The following is an 18,028-nucleotide window of genomic DNA, read 5'->3' on the forward strand; positions in this document are numbered from 1 at the left end:
TCGCGCAAAACAAAGCAGGGCACCGATGATTCTAGTCGCGCCCCAAGGCGCTTAGTCTACTCGCTGCCAGCGACCACCTTGCTGCGCGATAACGCCCGATAACTCTAACTCGGTCAATTCGCCCAGCAATTCGGCCAGCGGCCAGCTCAGCAGGTGGCTGAGCTGATCACTGCTCTGCGCGCAAACAGCCAACTCAGCCAACACCTGTTGTTGGCGAGCAGTCAGCGGCAAACCCTGCACGCCGCATGCAGCAGGCGCGGCCAACAGGCTCTGCCAGCCGTGGAGGCTATCGAAGATATCTTGCACTTGTTCTACCAATACCGCGCCGTCACGCAATAACTGATGACAGCCCTTGCTGCCCGGGTGGTGAATCGAACCGGGGATCGCCATCACCTCGCGACCTTGCTCTGCGGCCAAGCGGGCCGTGATCAGCGAGCCGCTGTTAAGCCCCGCCTCAACCACCAAGGTGCCCAAGCTCAAGCCGCTGATGATGCGGTTGCGGCGCGGAAAGTTACTCGCCACGGGCGCGGTCAACAACGGCAACTCTGAGACCAGCGCCCCGCCGTTGGCGATGATCGCCTCGGCTAACGCACGATTACTGGCCGGATAAATATGTCCAAGCCCTGTGCCTAAGACCGCCACAGTGCCGCCCACCTCAGCTAACGCGCCTTGGTGCGCGGCGGTGTCGATGCCACGCGCCAAGCCACTGACGATGCTCATGCCGGCAGCCGCCAGCGTACGGGCGAACTCACTGGCGCAGCGCGCGCCGCTAAGGCTTGCTTGTCGGCTACCCACCAGCGCCAGCGCGGGGCGCTGCAAGCAGGCCACACTGCCGGCCACCATTAACAGTGCCGGTGGATCAGGGATTTCTGCTAACAACGCCGGATAATCCGGCTCGCCCAGACACAGCAGGTGATGATCCGCTTGCTCAGCCCACGCTAAGGTAGCGTCAATGGCTGGGCGTAACTGGCTGTCACGCCGCGCCGCACAAGCTTCGCGCGGCATACCCAAGGCGCGCCACGCGGAGGCCGGCGCTTGTAACGCCGCCACCGGCGAGGCAAAGGCGGCTAACAAGTGTTGCAAGCGCTTGCTGCCGATGCCCGGTAAAAGGTGTAAGCGCAACAGCGCTTGGCGCTGATCGGGAGCTTCAAACATGGCCAGCCGTCCTTGGTGGCAAACGTGGTACGTCAAAACAACAACGCCGCCCGAAGGCGGCGTTGGCAAACTTACGGGTTGGTGACCCGATCTTTCACCGCCAACTGGCGGCTGGCACGCAGTACCAAGCCGTAACTCAGACGGTCATACGCACGAAACACCATCAACAAGCCCGAACGCTGATCCGGCACCTTGATGAACTCGTCGGTCACCACATCGCGCACGGTTTCGCCAGTCTTCATGATGGCCAGCACATTGCCCTCAGCCAAGCCGTCATGGGTGCCCTTGTTGATGGTCACAACATCCATGGCACCAATCTGAGTCACGCCACGCGGCACATCCAAAATCACCCCATCAATCGGCAAGCTAGGCTCGCTGGGCTGAAAGATCGAGGTAATACCGCGCTCTTCGGTGGGGAATAGGCGATCGCCCAAGCGGGTTTCCTGCGTGGTGCGCGTCAACACCATGGTCACGATGTCGCCATCTACCGCCTGCTTATCTGCAGTGCCGATATCGTCCGCGTTGATGCCCAAAAACTCATTGGTCACCGGATCGGTGTAGGTCTTGCCTTGACGGAAGATGCCCATGGCCTTGTCAGCGCCGGCAAAGTTGCCGCGTGCAAAGATGGTGTCACCCACGCCATTGATCACACTTTCTTGATTGCCGGCCAGCACATACGGCGCACCATCAAACTCGGCCTGCGTATTTACAATGCGGTTAGACAGCAAGAAAGCGTTGATCTTATCCAGCGGAATAGTCGGAATCGCTTCTGCCAACGGGGTAGTCCGCACCCCTGGCACCAACTTGATAGTGCCGCGATCGGTGCCGCGGTTCAGCATCAGCTGCGGCTTACCGTCGATGTACACCAAGCTTAGGGTGTCACCCGGGTAAATCAGGTGGGGGTTTTTCACTTGTGGGTTGGCGTGCCAGATTTCTGGCCACTTCCACGGTGAGGTTAAAAACTTGCCGGAGATATCCCACAGGGTATCGCCTTTGGCCACGGTGTAATTTTGCGGATGCCCTTCTTTAAGCAGTGCCTCGGCATGGGCGAGTGTGCTGGCGGCTGCCAGCATCAGGGCGACGAGTGTTTTCCTCATGCGCGGAATCCCTTTATTATGTGTATTGACGTGGCACGCCCCGCATTGCATTTGCCATCCTCGGATGGCGGGGGCACAAACGTTTTCCAAGCTGCTCATCATCTTAGCAGCGCTTTTTAGCTTTATTCCATAAGTGGATCACAAACGCATATGGCGATTCTGAGCATTCTCGAATTTCCCGATCCGCGCCTGCGCACGGTAGCCAAAGAAGTCACCGCGGTTACCGACGCTACTCGCCAGCTGATCGATGACATGTTCGAAACCATGTACGACGCCCCCGGTATTGGCTTGGCCGCCACTCAAGTCAATGTCCACGAGCGCATCGTAGTCATTGATATTTCTGAAGAAAAAGACCAGCCGTTGGTGTTTATCAATCCGTCTTTCGAGGCGCTGACCGATGACATGGAGCAATACCAAGAAGGCTGCCTGTCGGTGCCCGGCTTCTATGAAAACGTCGATCGCCCACAAAGGGTCAAGGTCAAGGCCTTAGGCCGCGATGGCCAGCCGTTTGAAATGATCTGTGAAGACCTGCTCGCCGTGTGTATTCAGCACGAATGCGACCACTTGAACGGCAAGCTGTTTGTTGACTACCTGTCGGCCCTCAAGCGCAACCGCATTAAGAGCAAGCTGGAAAAGCAACACAAACAGCAAGCCCGCGGCTAAAGCCCTCTGCCAAGGCCAGCATCACGCTGGCCTTGTGCACTCTGATGATGGAATGTTTATGAGCCAAGCCCTGCGCATCGTGTTTGCCGGCACCCCCGAATTCGCCGCGAGCCACTTGGCGGCGCTGATCAACAGCCCGCATCACTTGGTGGGGGTTTACAGTCAGCCCGATCGCCCCGCTGGGCGTGGTCATAAAGTCAGCATGAGCCCGGTCAAGCAACTGGCCCTGCAACACGACATTCCGGTCTTTCAGCCCAAAACCCTCCGCGATGCCGAAGCCCAAGCCGAGTTAGCGGCGCTCAAACCCGATCTCTTGGTGGTGGTGGCTTACGGCTTAATTCTGCCGCAAGCGGTGCTCGATATTCCGCGCCTAGGCTGCATCAACAGCCATGCCTCGCTGCTGCCGCGCTGGCGCGGCGCGGCACCGATTCAACGCGCGATTGAAGCCGGCGACGTAGAAAGCGGCGTCACCGTGATGCAGATGGAAGCGGGGCTAGATACCGGCCCCATGCTGCTAAAAGTCAGCACGCCGATTAGCGCCGAAGATACCGGCGGTAGCTTGCATGATCGCTTGGCCGAGCTCGGCCCACCAGCCGTGCTACAGGCCATTGACGGCCTTGCCGCCGGCCGCCTGCGTGGTGAAGTGCAGGATGATGCGCAGGCAACCTACGCGCACAAGCTGAATAAAGACGAAGCCCGCATCGACTGGCAACGCCCCGCAGCAGACTTAGCCCTGCAAGTCCGCGCCTTCACGCCGTGGCCGATCTGCCACAGCCAGCTAGGCGACACCGTCGTTAAAATTTGGGTGGCGCGCGCCGAAAATCACGCGCACAGCGCCGCTCCCGGCACGGTGCTCGCGGCCGAGCGCGAAGGCTTGCTGATTGCTTGCGGCACCCACGCTTTGCGCGTGAGCCACTTGCAACTGCCCGGCGGTAAAGCCTTAGCCGTGGCTGACTTGCTCAACAGCCGCCGCGAGCAATTGGCCCCCGGTCAGGTGCTGGCATGACCCCTCGGCTCGCCGCCTGTCACGCCATCAGCGGCTTACTGCAGCAACACGGCTCACTCGCCAGCCTGCTGCCGCCTTTGCTCGACAAGGTCGAAGCGCGCGAGCGCGGCTTTCTGCAAGAGTTGGTCTACGGCACTTGCCGCCTGCTACCGCGCCTGCAAACCCTAGCCGCCTTATTGTTGGATAAACCCTTCAAAAAGGACGACAGCGACCTGCAGGCCTTGCTGCTGTGCGGTCTGTATCAACTGTATTACCTGCGGATTCCCGCCCATGCGGCGGTGGATGAAACCGTCGCCCTGTGCCAAACCCTGAAAAAACCGTGGGCCAAAGGGGCGCTCAATGCCGTGCTGCGCCGCGCCCAGCGCGAGCAAGAGTCCCTGCTGTTAGCCGCCGACGAGCACGACAGCGCGCGCTACGCCCACCCGGGCTGGCTGCTCAAGCGCCTGAAAAAAGACTGGCCCGAGCATTGGCAGAGCATCTGCGCCGGCAACAACGCCCAAGCGCCGATGAGCTTGCGCGTGAATGCCCAGCACGGTAGCCGCGATGATTATCTTGCGCGCCTTAACAGCGCCAATATTGCCGCCAACGCCTGCGAACACGCGCCATTTGGCATCACCCTGCAAGCGCCGTGCGATGTGCAGCAACTGCCCGGTTTTGCCGACGGCCATGTCAGCGTGCAGGATGAAGCCGCGCAGCTCGCCGCCGACTTACTCGAGGCCGGCCCCGGTCAGCGCGTGTTGGATGCCTGTTGCGCCCCCGGCGGCAAAACCTGTCACGTACTGGAGCAACAGCCCGTCGCCATGCAGGCGCTGGATTTAGAGCCCGAGCGCCTTGCGCGCGTGGCCGACAACCTGGCCCGACTAAAACTTGCCGCGACACTGACCGCCGCCGACGCTCGCGATACCCACGCGTGGTGGGATGGCCAGCCGTTTCAACGCATTCTGCTGGATGCCCCGTGCTCAGCCACCGGCGTAATCCGCCGTCACCCCGACATCAAGCTACTGCGCAAAGCCAGCGACATTCAGGCCTTGTCCGTCTTACAGCTGCAGCTATTGCAGGCTCTGTGGCCCACTCTCGAGGTCGGCGGCATTCTGCTGTACGCCACCTGTTCGGTGCTGCCGGCGGAAAATAGCCAGGTCATCGCGCAATTTCTGCAGCAAACACCCAGTGCCCGCGAGCTCGACATGCCCGGCCACTGGGGACACAAACAAGCACATGGCCGGCAATTGTTTGCCCAAGAAAACGGCCACGACGGTTTCTACTATGCCAAGCTGATTAAAATCAGCGCGGCGTGATCGGTTCTTACTCAAGAGGCGAAAATGAAGATCATCATTCTTGGCGCGGGCCAAGTCGGCGGCACCCTCGCCGAGCACCTGGCCGGCGAGGCCAACGACATCACTGTGGTCGACACCGATGGCGAGCGCTTACGTGACCTCGGCGACCGCCTAGATATCCGCACCGTGCAAGGTCGCGCTTCGTTGCCGACCATCCTGCGCCAAGCCGGTGCCGAAGACGCGGACATGCTGATTGCGGTGACCAACGCCGACGAAATCAACATGATCGCCTGCCAAGTCGCGTACAGCCTGTTTCGCACCCCGACCAAGATTGCCCGCGTTCGCGAGTCCGCCTACCTCACGCGTAGCGGTTTATTTGCCAACGAAGCGATCCCGATCGACGTCTTGATCAGCCCCGAGCAGGTAGTCACCAACTACATCAAGCGCTTGGTCGAATACCCCAGCGCCCTGCAAGTGCTCGACTTCGCCGGCGGCAAGGCGCAAATGGTCGGCGTTAAAGCCTATTACGGCGGCCCGCTGGTCGGCCACGCCATTAGCCACCTGCGCCAACACATGCCCAATGTCGATACCCGCGTCGCCGCCATTTACCGCCGCGACCGGCCGATTATTCCGCAAGGCGACACGGTGATTGAGGCCGACGACGAAGTGTTCTTCATCGCCGCCCGCAACAACATCCGCGCGGTGATCAGCGAAATGCGCCGCCTCGACGAAAGCCATCGCCGCATTGTGATTGCCGGCGGCGGTCACATCGGCGAGCGCTTGGCCGAAGCGATTGAAAACCGCTACCAAGTCAAAATGATCGAGAAAAACCCACTGCGCTGCCGCCAGCTCTCGGAAACCCTGAACAACACCATCGTGTTGCAGGGCAGCGCCTCGGACCGCGACCTGCTGCAAGAAGAAAATATCTCCGACACGGACTTGTTCCTCGCCCTGACCAACGACGACGAAGCCAACATCATGTCGTGCATGCTGGCCAAGCGCATGGGCGCCAAGAAGGTCATGTGCCTGATCAACAACCCGGCTTACGTCGACCTGATTCAAGGCGGCGTGATCGACATTGCGATCAACCCGCAGACCGCCACCATCAGCACGCTGCTCACCCACGTGCGCCGTGGCGATATCGTCAGCGTGTACAGCATTCGGCGCGGCGCCGCCGAGGCCATCGAGGCCATCGCCCATGGCGACAAGAAGTCGAGCAAGGTCGTGGGCCGCGCGATTCGTGATATCCCACTACCGCCTGGCACCACCATCGGCGCGATTATTCGCAACGAAGAAGTACTGATCGCGCACGATAGCACCGAGATCGAATCCGATGACCACATCATCCTCTTCTTGGTCGACAAGAAATATATCCGCGATGTGGAGCGCCTGTTCCAAGTCGGCCTGACCTTCTTCTGATGGACAAAGCCAACCTCGAACGCCTGCTGACGCGTGGCATGGATAACGCCCTGCTGCGCTTCGGCCTCGGCAAAGCCTTGCTCGATGAAGGCGATGCCGCAGCGGCCGCGCAGCACCTGCACGCCTGCCTCGCCTTTGATCAAGACTACTCCGCCGCGTGGAAGCTACTGGGCAAAGCGCTGCTCAGCCAAGGCTCCGCCGACGACGCGCGCAACGCATGGCAACAAGGCATCGCCGCCGCACAGCGCAAAGGCGACAAGCAGGCAGAAAAAGAAATGCAGGTGTTCCTGCGCAAGCTGGATAAGTAGGCCCATGGAAGCGGATTTTTGGCATCGCCGCTGGCGCAAGAACGAGATTGGCTTTCACCTCGCCGAGGTGAATCCGCTGCTCATACGCTTTTTTGCCGCGCTGGCGTTGCCAGCCCACAGCCGCGTGTTTGTGCCGCTGTGCGGTAAAACCCGCGACATTGGCTGGTTGTTGCAAGCAGGCTACCGCGTGGTCGGCGCCGAGCTAAATGAATCTGCGGTGCAGCAGCTGTTTCAAGAGCTCGGCATAACGCCCACAGTGCTCCGCGAGGCAACCCGCGTGAGTTACCAAGCGCAGGCAATCCAGATTGAAGTCGGCGACATTCTCACGCTCGACACCGCCACCCTTGGTCCGGCTGACGCGATGTATGACCGTGCCGCGCTGGTCGCCTTACCGGCCCAGATGCGCCAAGCCTATGCCGCCCAGTTAATCGGTCTGTATCCCAACGCCGCACAACTGCTGATCAGCTTTGACTACCAACAGGCCTTGCTGGCCGGCCCGCCGTTTGCCGTACCCAGCGCCGACATCCACGAGCTGTACGGCGCGCACTATGACTGTCAACGGCTGGCCAGCGAACCGCTCGACGGCGGGCTTAAAGGCCAGTGCCCTGCCCACGAAGAAGTCTGGTTGCTCGCCCCCAAACGCTAAACACCCTGCGCGCTTTGATTAGCGATGGCTAAACCTAAGGTCGACAAAGCCCGCTTTATCTAACCTTTGTTGCCTGTCAGGCTGAGTGCTTAGTCCTCACCGTCGGAGCCTGTATGCCTGCCTTTGCCACCCCCCACGCGGTTCGCAGCCCTTCGTATTACAGCGCCAGCTTGCAGCACGAAAGCGATTATCCGGCCGTGCGCGGTGAGGTCAGCGTCGATATCGCCATCATTGGCGGCGGCTTTACTGGGGTCGCCAGCGCGGTTGAGCTGGCCGAACGCGGCTACCGCGTGGCCGTGGTTGAGGCGCATAAAATTGGCTGGGGGGCCAGCGGGCGCAACGGTGGACAAGTGACCGGCTCGCTCTCCGGCGATAGCGCCATGCGCAAACAAATGCGCGCCACCTTGGGCCACGAAGTCGATGATTTTATCTGGGACTTACGCTGGCGCGGTCACCGCATCATTGAGCAACGCGTGGCTAAGTACGCCATCAACTGCGACCTGAAGCGCGGCCACCTCCATACCGCGATGAAACCCAGCCACATGGATGAGCTCAAGGCCAGCGTTGCCGAGGCCCAAGCCCGCGGCATGGGCGATGAGGTCAGCCTGCTGGACGCCGCTGCGGTGCGCACTAAATTAGCCAGCGACTTGTACTGCGGCGCGGTGTACAACACCCGCAACCTGCACTTGCATCCGCTGAACTTGTGCCTCGGCGAGGCCCGTGCGGCGGCCAGCTTGGGCGCGCTAATATTTGAGGACTCGCCCGTACTCGACATCGTTCACGGCGATCAGCCCGCGCTAATCACCGCCCACGGCCGTGTGCAGGCCAAACAAATCTTGCTGGCCGGCGATGTCTACCACAAGTTGGCGCAAAAGCAGCTCAAGGGCATGATCTTTCCGGCGATGGGCGGCATCGTCACCACCGAACCGCTGGGCGACTTAGCCAAGCAGATCAACCCGCACGATCTGGCCGTGTATGACTGCCGTTTTGTGCTGGATTACTACCGCCTGACCGCCGATAGCCGCCTGCTGTTTGGCGGTGGCGCCAACTATTCCGGGCGTGACTCGCGCGATATCGCCGGCGAGCTGCGCCCGTGCATCGAGCGCACCTTCCCTCAACTCAAAGGGGTGGCCATCGAGCATCAATGGAGCTGCGCCATGGGCATTGTGATGAACCGCATCCCGCAACTGGGCAAGTTGTCGGATAACGTTTGGTACTGTCAGGGCTACTCCGGCCACGGCGTGGCCACCACGCACATCATGGGCGAAATCATGGCCGAGGCCATGAGCGGCCAATTAACCCGCTTCGACACCTTTGCCGCCTGCCAACACATCAAAGTGCCGCTGGGTGACGTGCTCGGCAATCCTATGCTGGCGGCGGGTATGTGGTACTACCAATTGCTGGAGAAGTTACGCTGAGATCGCACCAAGCCGTCTCAGTCTTCCAGCGGCAGCGGCAAGCGCAGCTTGGCTTCTAGGCCGCCACCTTCGCGGTTATTCAGCTCTACCGTGCCACCGTGTAGCTGGGCGATACGGCGCACGATGGCCAAGCCAAGCCCCGAGCCTTGGCTCGAGCCACGCGATTGATCACCACGAGCAAACGGCTGGAACAGGCGCTCGATGTCGCTGGCATCGACCCCCGCACCGCGATCGAGTACGCGCACCACGGCGCTGCTGCGCAGCACGCTGTCACGTTCGATGGTGGTCTGCACTTCGACGTTTTTAAGCCCGTATTTCAGTGCGTTACCCACCAAGTTGGTCAACATGCGTTTGCAGGCCACGCGCCGCAGCGGCAGCAAGGGGATTTCATCTTGCTGCAGGCAGACGCGCTCTTCGTGCTGGTTAAAGCCCGCCACCACTTCACTGACCAGCAAGTTAAGGTCAACCGGCTCCTCGCTTTCGTCACGGCCATCGCGGATAAAGGCAATGAACTGATCGAGGATTTCGTTCATGTCCTCGATGTCACGCACCATGTCGTCGTGCATCTCGGCGTCATCCACCGCGCCCAGCTCCAGCGCTAGGCGCATACGGGTCAGCGGCGTGCGCAGGTCATGCGATACCCCGGCCAGCATCAATTCGCGCTCCAGGGCGGCTTGATCGATGCTGGCACTCATATGGTTAAACGCCTCGTACACTTCGGTCATCTCACTGGGTTCACGCCCCAAGGCCAGCTTGACCTTGCCACCATGGCCGACCGCACCGGCGGCCTGCTTCAGCACCTCCATGGGCCGGAGCAATTGGTTGACCAAGAACCACGCCGACAAGGTCGAGGCCAAACCAATCACCCCCAACCACGCCAGCACATTCCACACCCGCTTACCCCGCAAAGGGTGCGGCGACAGCGGAAACTCCAACCAATCAGGCCCCAGACTCGGTGCGCGTACCAGCAGGCGTTGCTCATTGGCGATACGCAGGATGATGTCGGCCGGCCCGCCGAGCGCTTGCTCGAGCTGACGCTGAAAAATCTCGTTATAGGGCCAGTGTTGCTCGGTGGGCGGCAGCTGCTTGGCGTCCGCCAAACGCATACCCACGGCGCTGAGCAAACGCGCACGATCTTCGGCATCCGTGGCCCAATACCCTTGAATCATGCGCGCGGTGTTGGCGCTGTAGTGGCGATCCACCAGAGCGTCTTCGTTGGCCCACAGGTACAAAAAGGTCAGCACCTTGGACAACAACACCACGCCCAAGATCAGCCACAACACCCGCGCAAAAATGCTGCGCGGTAGCCACTTCGAACTCACTTGTTTTGGCCGTCCGGAACAAACACGTAACCCACACCCCACACGGTTTGGATATAGCGCGGCTTGGACGGGTCGACTTCGATCATGCGGCGCAAGCGCGAAATCTGCACATCAATCGAGCGTTCCAGCGCATCCCACTCACGGCCCCGCGCCAGCTGCATCAACTTGTCACGACTCAACGGCTCACGCGGGTGCTGCACCAAGGCTTTGAGCACCGCGTACTCACCGCTGGTGAGCATGCTGACCTCATCCGGCTTGTGCAGCTCGCGTGTGCCTAAGTCGAGACGAAACTCGCCAAAGGTCACCTCTGCCTCATCGGTCAGCGGTGCGCCAGGAATCGTCGGGCCTTGGCGGCGCAACACGGCTTTGATCCGTGCTAACAGCTCACGCGGGTTAAACGGTTTGGGCAGATAGTCGTCAGCGCCGGTTTCTAACCCTTCGATACGGCTGCCTTCGTCACCGCGCGCGGTGAGCATAATCACCGGAATCGGATTGCCCTCGGCGCGCAAACGCTTACAGGCGCTGATGCCGTCTTCGCCGGGCATCATCAAATCGAGCACCACCAGGTTGAAATGCTCGCGGGCCAACAGGCGATCCATCTGCTCGGTGTCTTCCACCGCACGCACGCTGTAACCCTGCTCGGCCAAAAAACGTTCAAGCAAACGGCGCAGGCGGGCATCGTCATCCACCACCAGAATTTTGCCGCTTTCCGCGTTGTTCACCACGTCATTCATCGGTGCTCTCCCTATTCCTTTGATTCGCATTGTGGCCCATCGCACTCGCCAGGCTCAAAGCGCAATCTTTGCAAGACGTTACACAAGCATTCCCTTGAGCGCTCGCGCTGCTGTCGAGGGTGGTTATAATCCCGAGCTTTCCATTGTTATGAGTTAGCTCGCGCATGATCAGTATCGCCCAGCGCATCGCCGAAGAACTTGGCGTCCGTCAACCGCAGGTGCAAGCCGCCGTTGCCCTGCTTGATGAAGGCTCCACGGTGCCGTTCATCGCACGTTACCGTAAAGAAGTCACCGGCAGTCTAGACGACACGCAGCTGCGCCATCTTGAAGAGCGCCTGCGCTATTTGCGCGAGCTTGAAGAGCGCCGCAGCAGCATCCTCGCCAGCATTGAAGAGCAGGGCAAATTAAGCCCCGAGTTAGCGCGCGAGATTAACGCCGCCGAGACCAAAACCCGCCTCGAAGACCTCTACCTACCCTACAAGACCAAGCGCCGCACCAAAGGGCAGATCGCCCTAGAAGCCGGCCTTGGCCCGCTGGCTGACAGTCTGTTTACTGACCCAAGCCAAGTGCCCGAAACGCTCGCCGCCGGCTTTGTCGACACCGACAAGGGCGTGGCCGATGTGAAAGCCGCCTTGGAAGGCGCGCGTTACATCCTCATGGAGCGCTTTGCCGAAGACGCCGGCTTGATCGACAAACTGCGCCAGCTGCTCAAGCAGGATGCGCAATTGAGCGCCCGCGTCAGCCCCGGCAAAGAAAGCGAAGGCGCCAAGTTTCGCGACTACTTCGAGCACGACGAACCGTTCAAGAACACGCCGTCGCACCGCGCGCTGGCGATTTTCCGTGGCCGCAATGAAGGCATCCTCAGCGTGGTGTTGCGCGTTGGCGATGAAGCGCCGGGGCAAATGCACCCCGCCGAGCCGATCATTGCCGCGCACGTCGGCATCAGCCAGCAAGGCCGCGCCGCCGATAAGTGGCTCGGCGATGTGGTGCGCTGGACGTGGAAGGTCAAGCTCTACACCCACCTAGAAACCGAGCTCTTGGGTGACTTACGCGAACAAGCCGAAGACGAGGCGATTCGCGTGTTCGCCAGCAACCTCAAAGACCTGCTGTTGGCCGCCCCGGCCGGCCCGCGCGCCACGTTAGGGCTGGACCCAGGCTTGCGCACCGGCTGCAAAGTGGCGGTGGTGGATAACACCGGCAAGGTGCTCGACACCGCCACCATCTACCCGCATGCGCCGAGCAATCGCTGGGACGAAGCCTTGGCCGTGCTGGCTAAGCTATGCGCCAAACATGGCGTCGACCTGATCGCCATTGGCAACGGTACCGCCAGTCGCGAAACCGACAAGCTGGCCGCTGATCTGATCAAAAAAGCGCCGGGCCTGGGCATGACCAAGGTGATGGTCAGCGAGGCGGGCGCGTCGGTGTACTCCGCCTCGGAGCTGGCGGCCAAAGAATTCCCCGATATGGATGTGTCGATTCGCGGCGCGGTGTCGATTGCCCGTCGCCTGCAAGATCCACTGGCCGAACTGGTCAAGATCGAGCCCAAAGCCATCGGTGTCGGTCAATACCAGCACGATGTGTCGCAGCTCAAGCTGGCGCGCTCGCTGGATGCGGTGGTGGAAGACTGCGTGAACGCCGTCGGCGTGGACGTCAACATGGCCTCGGCGCCGCTGTTGGCGCGTATTTCAGGCTTGAATGCGACCTTGGCGCAGAACATCGTCAGCCACCGCGATGCCCACGGTGCGTTCAACAACCGCGCCGAGCTACTCAAGGTGTCGCGCTTGGGTGAAAAAACCTTCGAACAAGCCGCGGGCTTTTTACGCGTGATGAACGGCGACAACCCGCTGGATACCTCGGGCGTGCACCCTGAGGCTTACCCTGTGGTCGAGCGCATGGCGCTGGACACCCAGCGCGATATTCGCAGTTTGATTGGCGACTCCAGCTTCTTGAAGCGCTTGGACCCAGCCAAATTCACCGACGAAACCTTTGGTTTGCCCACCGTCACCGACATCCTTGCCGAGCTGGACAAACCCGGCCGCGACCCGCGCCCCGAGTTTAAAACCGCCAGCTTCCAAGACGGCGTCGAAACGCTCAACGACCTGCAACTGGGTATGCAGCTAGAAGGCGTGGTCACCAACGTCACCAACTTTGGCGCCTTCGTCGATGTTGGCGTGCATCAAGACGGCTTGGTGCACATCAGTGCGCTGTCGCACACCTTTGTCAAAGACCCGCGCGAAGTGGTCAAGGCAGGCGACGTCGTCCGCGTGAAGGTGCTGGAGGTGGATATCCCCCGTCAGCGCATCGCCTTGACCATGCGTATGGACGACACCCCCGGCGAGAAGGTCGACGGCCCCCGCCAAGGTGGTCGCGGCAAAGGCCAGAGCGCCCCGCGTAATGCCGTGCCCAAGCAGCAACCGGCACCGGCCAGCAACGCCATGGCGGCGCTGTTTGCTAATGCTAAACAGCTGAAAAAATGAGCCTACCCGCAGGCTTTGTCGGCAGCCCGTTTAGCCAGCACTTGGGAATACAAGTGCTGGCGGCCGCTGACGGCTGCACCCACCTGCAGATGACGGTCACGCCCGAGCTGCGCAATCTCTCGGGCATGCTGCACGGCGGCGCCCTGATGGCGCTGGCTGACACTGCCATGGGGCTGGCTTGTTTTGAGCGCTTTGGCGCCGATCAGCCCTGTGTCACGGTGGAGTGCAAACTCAACTTTATCCGCCCCGTGGCGGACGGCGTGGTCGACTGCCACGCGCGGATTTTGCACAACGGCAAACGCACCTTAGTGCTCGAAGCCGAGGTCATCCAGCACGGTAAATTAGTGGTAAAAACCCTGGCGACCTTCGCCCGCTTGGTCAGCACCAGCGACTAAGGCGACTTAGCGCCGATAATAGGCCAGCAGCGCTTCGTATTCGCCGTTGTCTTGCAACAAGGCCAAGCCACGATTAAACGCATCGCGCAGTGTCGCGTCTTTAAACACCGCCACCGCAGGCACCGCCGGAATCACATGCGACAGCACGCGGTGTGGAAAGGTATGGCGCTTTTCTCGGTAGTAGTGCTGGAAAATCCACTCATCCAGCACCACCACTTGCACCCGCCCGTAAGCCAGCATGTCGACCAGTGACGCCATGTTTTGCACTTCACTGTAATCGGGCGCTTGCTCGCTGGCGCGGACAAACACCTCGCCAAAATAACCGCGTGCACCTTGAAACGTCGCAATCCGAAACTGCGCCAAATCGGCTAACTGCTGCACCGGCGCGGGGCCGCCGTGGTCTTGCATAAACACGGCGGGGCGATATTGCAAATACGGCTGCGAGAGATACAGCCCAGCCTGTGGCGCATTGAAGTAAGGCAGCATGAGGTCAGCCTTACCATCTTGCAGCGAAGCGAACGCGCGATTAAGCGGCATGAACTCCAGCGTTATCTGCCGCCCCGCGCGGGCCAAAGCCGCCCGCGCAATGTCGATGTCTAGCCCCGTGCCGGAGCTGGCCTGCATGTGTGGCGGGCCATCGGCCGTGACCAGATGCAGCGGCGGCGTGTCAGCCCATGCCAAGGGCGCTAAGCATAACCATCCTAAAATCCAGCTTCGTCTGCGCATACCGTCCCTGTGCCTTTATCCACGGAGCCACTCACCCAACGATTTAAGCCTAGACTAGCTAACGTGCAGCACAACCACCGCAAGGAATCGCGCATGCCCGCATTGATCAATACCTCAAGGCTTGTAACCGTCAGCGCCGTGCTTGGCCTTAGCGCTGCGGTGTGGTGGTGGTGGCCCAGCACCTCTGCCAGCCAAACCAATCCCAAGCCAGCCACGGCAAGCGCCGGCCCTAGCGCCGCGCCCATCGCTGCGCACGAGGCTACCGCCGCATCACTGAACGCCGAGCAACAAGCCTTGCTGCAAGCCCCGCAAACGCAGGCTTATCAAGACAAACTAGCTTTCGAGAGCACGCTGCGCGACTTCTTTAGCCAAGCCAGCGCCTTACCCGAAGCCAGCCGCGATGCACAGGCCGAAGCGTTTGCCCAAGCGATTGAGGAGCGCGAAGCGAGCGGCGCACTAGCCATGAATGAGGCGCTGCTACTGCACATTGCCCTGATACAAGCCCAAGGCGCAGACGAAGCCAGCCAAAAAGCCGCCGCCGATCAACTGCTGGCGCGCTATCAAGCACGCAGCGCAGCCAGAGCCCAGCAAGGGTTGAAAGATGCTGTGGAGGCTCAAGCCTTCCAGCAATACAAGAGCGAGGAAGCGCGCATCGTCAGTGAGGTCATGGCCAGCAGTGACAGCGCCTTACCACTGGGCGTGACCCGCGACGAGTACCTGCGCCAGCGCTTACAAGCCGCGCGCGAGGCGGCACTGGCTAATGCCAGCGGCGCCGCGCGCGACCCCGATCAGAGCAACTGACCCAACACGTAATACAGCAAGTTAAACGGCTTATTGCGATCTGCCGTGTCGCTGCTTTCACTGGCGCTCAGCACCGGCCCTGAGCCTTCGAGTACATTGTTGACGAAGTGATCCAACTGCAGGTTCTGCTCTTGGATATCGGCATTGGCAAACTCGATGATGGTGGTGCAATGGCTTTCATTCACCGCGCGGTACTGCGGGAAATAGCCGCCGACATTGTTCAAGCTGGCCAACTGGGTTTTTAAGCGACCGGTATCGACATTCCAACGCGCAGTAATGCGGGCTTCTTTGCTGGCTTGGTCTGGCGCATTGATGATGTCGCCATAAAAGCGCTCGTACGAGTAGGCCGAGTAGTTCTGATCTTGCCAAAAATGCGTATGCCCCATGCGGTCACTGGGCAAATGGCTGGATAACGCCGAGTACAAGCTGCCCAAGTCGCTCGGATTAAACCCGGGCAAACGGCTTTGCAAATACCCCATGGGGCCTGCATCTAAACCCCACGCGCCCCGAATCAACGCCTGCAACGGCTTGGACGGATAATCTTGCTCGCTGCCATTGGCCAGCGCCGTAAAGATCGGCCCTGAGTCGTTGATGAGGTAGCCCTTGTTGGGCGCCATGTCCTGTCGGATCGCCGCATAGTTGTTCAAGCTCCCCGCACCGCCAGCACTGCAACCGGTGGTCAGCAATTGCGTGGGACGCTGCAAGTTGTCTTTCAGCCAACCCAGCGTGGCGCGCATATTACACAGCCCATTGTGATGCCACACCAAGGGCTTATTGGCGTCACTGGGGTTGCTGTACACCGCCACTTTGTCGCCGGCGTAAATATCGCCGGTGCAATAGGGCACGTACACCATGTTCCAGTTTTGGCTTTTAGTCCGCGTCCACGGGTGCAAGCGCACCACTAACGGGCTGACCAAACTCGCGCCCGGATTCAGCAAGCTCATGTAATTGTCGGGTATGCCATTGGGGTTGCGGGCACCGCGAATACCACTCTGGCCGCTGCAGCTTTGGTAGCCCCAGCATGCGCCGCCACCTTCTAAATAAATGATGGTGTTGCTGGTGTTGGGCACACGATTGACGAAAAACTTGTAGGGCGAACCATCACCACACACCGCGCCCGTTTGCGGGGCCATCTCAACCTTTTGCCAGCTCCAATACAGGCCCGGCTTAAAGCTCTGCGGGAAGTTGCTGGGGTTGGCCAGCATGGGATACGGCCCAACACGCTGGGCCGCCGTGACTTTGTTGTCGGCTTTGGGCGGCGATGTCAGGTGCTTGAGCGTGGTCCAAAAACCATAGTCGCCAGACTCAGCGTGCACAGGGGCGACGCACAACACACTCAGCCCAAGCGCCGTGATGAGGACACGGGATTGCCGGATAAAACGCATGTGAAGTCCCTCTTGTTCTTGTTATGAGAGGGCTGGCCCGCTGGCCAGCCTGATTCCCGCTGAGTACGACTGGGAAACAAGGGGCCGCCATGCTGCGCGGCAAAGTCAACGATAGTTCAGCTTTTTACCTGCGGTCGTGGCCAACAAGATCGATTAGCAATTAGCAGAAACAGCTAATAGCTAAACCGAGGCCGTTTGCGGCTAAGTTTCAACGATGCAGTTCTTGCCGGCGGACTTAGCCGCGTACATCGCTTGATCGGCGCGCTGATACAGCTTGTCGAGGCTGTCGCTCGGCTTTAACCAGCACAGACCCATGCTGGCGGTGATGCTGACCGAGCCCTCAAGACTGCTCACATACAAGGTACTGATGGCATCGCGCAGCCTTTCGGCAATCTGCCGGCCTTGCACGGGCGGGCAGTTGATCAGCACGGCGGCAAATTCTTCACCACCGACGCGGCCAAACGGATCACCACGGCGCAGCACTTGCCGCCCACACTCGGCCAATGCACGCAGGGCTTGGTCGCCGACATGGTGGCCGTGCTGGTCATTGATCGCTTTGAAATCATCGACGTCCAACATCAAAAACCCCAGCGGCAGGCCACTTTCTTGCGCACGATCTATTTCAAAACGTGCGCAATGCAAAAAGTGATTACGGTTTTGACACTGGGTCAGGCCGTCTTCCGTGGCCAGGCGTTGCAGCTCGGTGTGCAGGTGTTTGTTTTCGGTGATGTCTTCGGCAATGCCCACCAGCAAGGGCCGATTGTCATCTTCGTCATAGGTGCGGTAACAACGGTCACGGATCCAGCGCAGCTGCCCTTTGCGGTACAAGCGGTATTCCTGCTCCTGCGTTTCGCCATGCTCAATCGTACGGCGCACACTGGCTCTTAACCCGGGCAGATCCTCCGGATGGACTTGCGCATGCCATACCGATGCGTTGCTTTGTACCTGCGCCAAACTCAAGCCAAACACCTGCTCAAAGGCCGGGCTGACATACAGCACGCGCTTATCTTGAGGGTCATACACCCACAACACCTGCGGGACGGTGGCCAGCAGACGATTGAGCAGCGTCAGCTGCCGCGCCAACAAATGCACCTCGGTGCTGCGCAGCGCCAAGCCCTCTAGCATCGCGTCTTGCGTTGCGACCTGATCGGCAAGGGGGTTCTTACCCGCCACCATACGCACCTTCCCTGAACTTACGCTTC

The 18,028-nt window shown here is 60.4% G+C and carries 17 protein-coding genes; 10 read left to right on the plus strand and 7 right to left on the minus strand.

All coding sequences use genetic code 11. From position 1 onward, the window contains the following. Positions 1-51 precede the first annotated feature (51 nt). Together dprA and MKI83_RS08755 are read right to left on the minus strand one after the other, a co-directional pair. Positions 52-1,155 (minus strand): DNA-processing protein DprA, encoded by a 1,104-nt coding sequence (gene dprA, locus MKI83_RS08750; RefSeq protein WP_241584966.1) that lies wholly within the window; start codon positions 1,153-1,155, stop codon positions 52-54. Positions 1,156-1,226: 71 nt separating this feature from the next. Further along, positions 1,227-2,252, minus strand: coding sequence for a LysM peptidoglycan-binding domain-containing protein (locus MKI83_RS08755; protein ID WP_241584967.1), 1,026 nt, complete (start codon positions 2,250-2,252; stop codon positions 1,227-1,229). A gap of 150 nt (positions 2,253-2,402) precedes the next feature. On the opposite strand from MKI83_RS08755, the gene def reads away from it, so the two are divergent. The 7 genes from def to MKI83_RS08790 all read left to right on the plus strand — a co-directional run bounded on the left by def (position 2,403) and on the right by MKI83_RS08790 (position 8,986). Continuing rightward, entirely contained in the window at positions 2,403-2,915 is a 513-nt protein-coding gene (def, locus tag MKI83_RS08760; protein ID WP_241584969.1) for a peptide deformylase, read from the plus strand. Between the two features lie 58 nt (positions 2,916-2,973). Continuing rightward, entirely contained in the window at positions 2,974-3,921 is a 948-nt protein-coding gene (gene fmt / locus MKI83_RS08765) for a methionyl-tRNA formyltransferase (RefSeq protein WP_241584970.1), read from the plus strand. Beyond that, entirely contained in the window at positions 3,918-5,216 is a 1,299-nt protein-coding gene (gene rsmB / locus MKI83_RS08770; RefSeq protein ID WP_241584971.1) for a 16S rRNA (cytosine(967)-C(5))-methyltransferase RsmB, read from the plus strand. Before fmt ends, rsmB begins: the two co-directional genes overlap by 4 nt. A gap of 24 nt (positions 5,217-5,240) precedes the next feature. Next, positions 5,241-6,614, plus strand: a complete 1,374-nt coding sequence (gene trkA, locus MKI83_RS08775; RefSeq protein ID WP_241584972.1) for a Trk system potassium transporter TrkA — start codon at positions 5,241-5,243, stop codon at positions 6,612-6,614. Then, a complete protein-coding gene (locus MKI83_RS08780; protein WP_241584973.1) occupies positions 6,614-6,922 on the plus strand; it encodes a tetratricopeptide repeat protein in 309 nt (102 codons plus the stop codon). Before trkA ends, MKI83_RS08780 begins: the two co-directional genes overlap by 1 nt. A 4-nt stretch (positions 6,923-6,926) precedes the next feature. Next, complete coding sequence (tmpT, locus tag MKI83_RS08785) at positions 6,927-7,568, plus strand: thiopurine S-methyltransferase (protein ID WP_241584974.1); 642 nt, start codon at positions 6,927-6,929, stop codon at positions 7,566-7,568. Positions 7,569-7,681: 113 nt separating this feature from the next. Continuing rightward, on the plus strand, positions 7,682-8,986 hold the full coding sequence (locus MKI83_RS08790) for an NAD(P)/FAD-dependent oxidoreductase (protein ID WP_241584976.1): 1,305 nt from the start codon (positions 7,682-7,684) through the stop codon (positions 8,984-8,986). 17 nt (positions 8,987-9,003) lie between these two features. Here MKI83_RS08790 and MKI83_RS08795 read toward each other — a convergent pair whose 3' ends face one another. Both MKI83_RS08795 and ompR read right to left on the minus strand, forming a co-directional pair. Next, complete coding sequence (locus MKI83_RS08795; RefSeq protein WP_241584977.1) at positions 9,004-10,308, minus strand: ATP-binding protein; 1,305 nt, start codon at positions 10,306-10,308, stop codon at positions 9,004-9,006. Beyond that, complete coding sequence (gene ompR / locus MKI83_RS08800) at positions 10,305-11,042, minus strand: osmolarity response regulator transcription factor OmpR (RefSeq protein ID WP_241584978.1); 738 nt, start codon at positions 11,040-11,042, stop codon at positions 10,305-10,307. The genes MKI83_RS08795 and ompR overlap by 4 nt, the downstream gene beginning before the upstream one ends. A 164-nt stretch (positions 11,043-11,206) precedes the next feature. On the opposite strand from ompR, the gene MKI83_RS08805 reads away from it, so the two are divergent. Both MKI83_RS08805 and MKI83_RS08810 read left to right on the plus strand, forming a co-directional pair. Then, a complete protein-coding gene (locus MKI83_RS08805) occupies positions 11,207-13,519 on the plus strand; it encodes a Tex family protein (protein WP_241584979.1) in 2,313 nt (770 codons plus the stop codon). After that, complete coding sequence (locus MKI83_RS08810) at positions 13,516-13,914, plus strand: PaaI family thioesterase (RefSeq protein ID WP_241584980.1); 399 nt, start codon at positions 13,516-13,518, stop codon at positions 13,912-13,914. Before MKI83_RS08805 ends, MKI83_RS08810 begins: the two co-directional genes overlap by 4 nt. Positions 13,915-13,920: 6 nt before the next feature. Here MKI83_RS08810 and MKI83_RS08815 read toward each other — a convergent pair whose 3' ends face one another. Continuing rightward, positions 13,921-14,640, minus strand: a complete 720-nt coding sequence (locus MKI83_RS08815) for a substrate-binding periplasmic protein (RefSeq protein ID WP_241584981.1) — start codon at positions 14,638-14,640, stop codon at positions 13,921-13,923. Between the two features lie 93 nt (positions 14,641-14,733). Here MKI83_RS08815 and MKI83_RS08820 point away from each other — a divergent pair, with 93 nt between their 5' ends. Then, positions 14,734-15,441, plus strand: a complete 708-nt coding sequence (locus tag MKI83_RS08820) for a PH domain-containing protein (protein ID WP_241584982.1) — start codon at positions 14,734-14,736, stop codon at positions 15,439-15,441. Here the strand turns inward: MKI83_RS08820 and MKI83_RS08825 are convergent. Together MKI83_RS08825 and MKI83_RS08830 are read right to left on the minus strand one after the other, a co-directional pair. Next, positions 15,429-16,826 carry a pectin acetylesterase-family hydrolase gene (locus MKI83_RS08825; protein ID WP_241584984.1) on the minus strand — a complete coding sequence of 466 codons (1,398 nt, stop codon included), beginning with the start codon at positions 16,824-16,826 and terminating at the stop codon, positions 15,429-15,431. The two genes, MKI83_RS08820 and MKI83_RS08825, sit on opposite strands and share 13 nt — an antisense overlap. A gap of 201 nt (positions 16,827-17,027) precedes the next feature. Then, complete coding sequence (locus MKI83_RS08830) at positions 17,028-18,002, minus strand: GGDEF domain-containing protein (protein ID WP_241584986.1); 975 nt, start codon at positions 18,000-18,002, stop codon at positions 17,028-17,030. Positions 18,003-18,028: the final 26 nt, after the last annotated feature.

The organism is Atopomonas sediminilitoris (genome assembly GCF_022601735.1).
Lineage (GTDB): Bacteria > Pseudomonadota > Gammaproteobacteria > Pseudomonadales > Pseudomonadaceae > Atopomonas > Atopomonas sediminilitoris.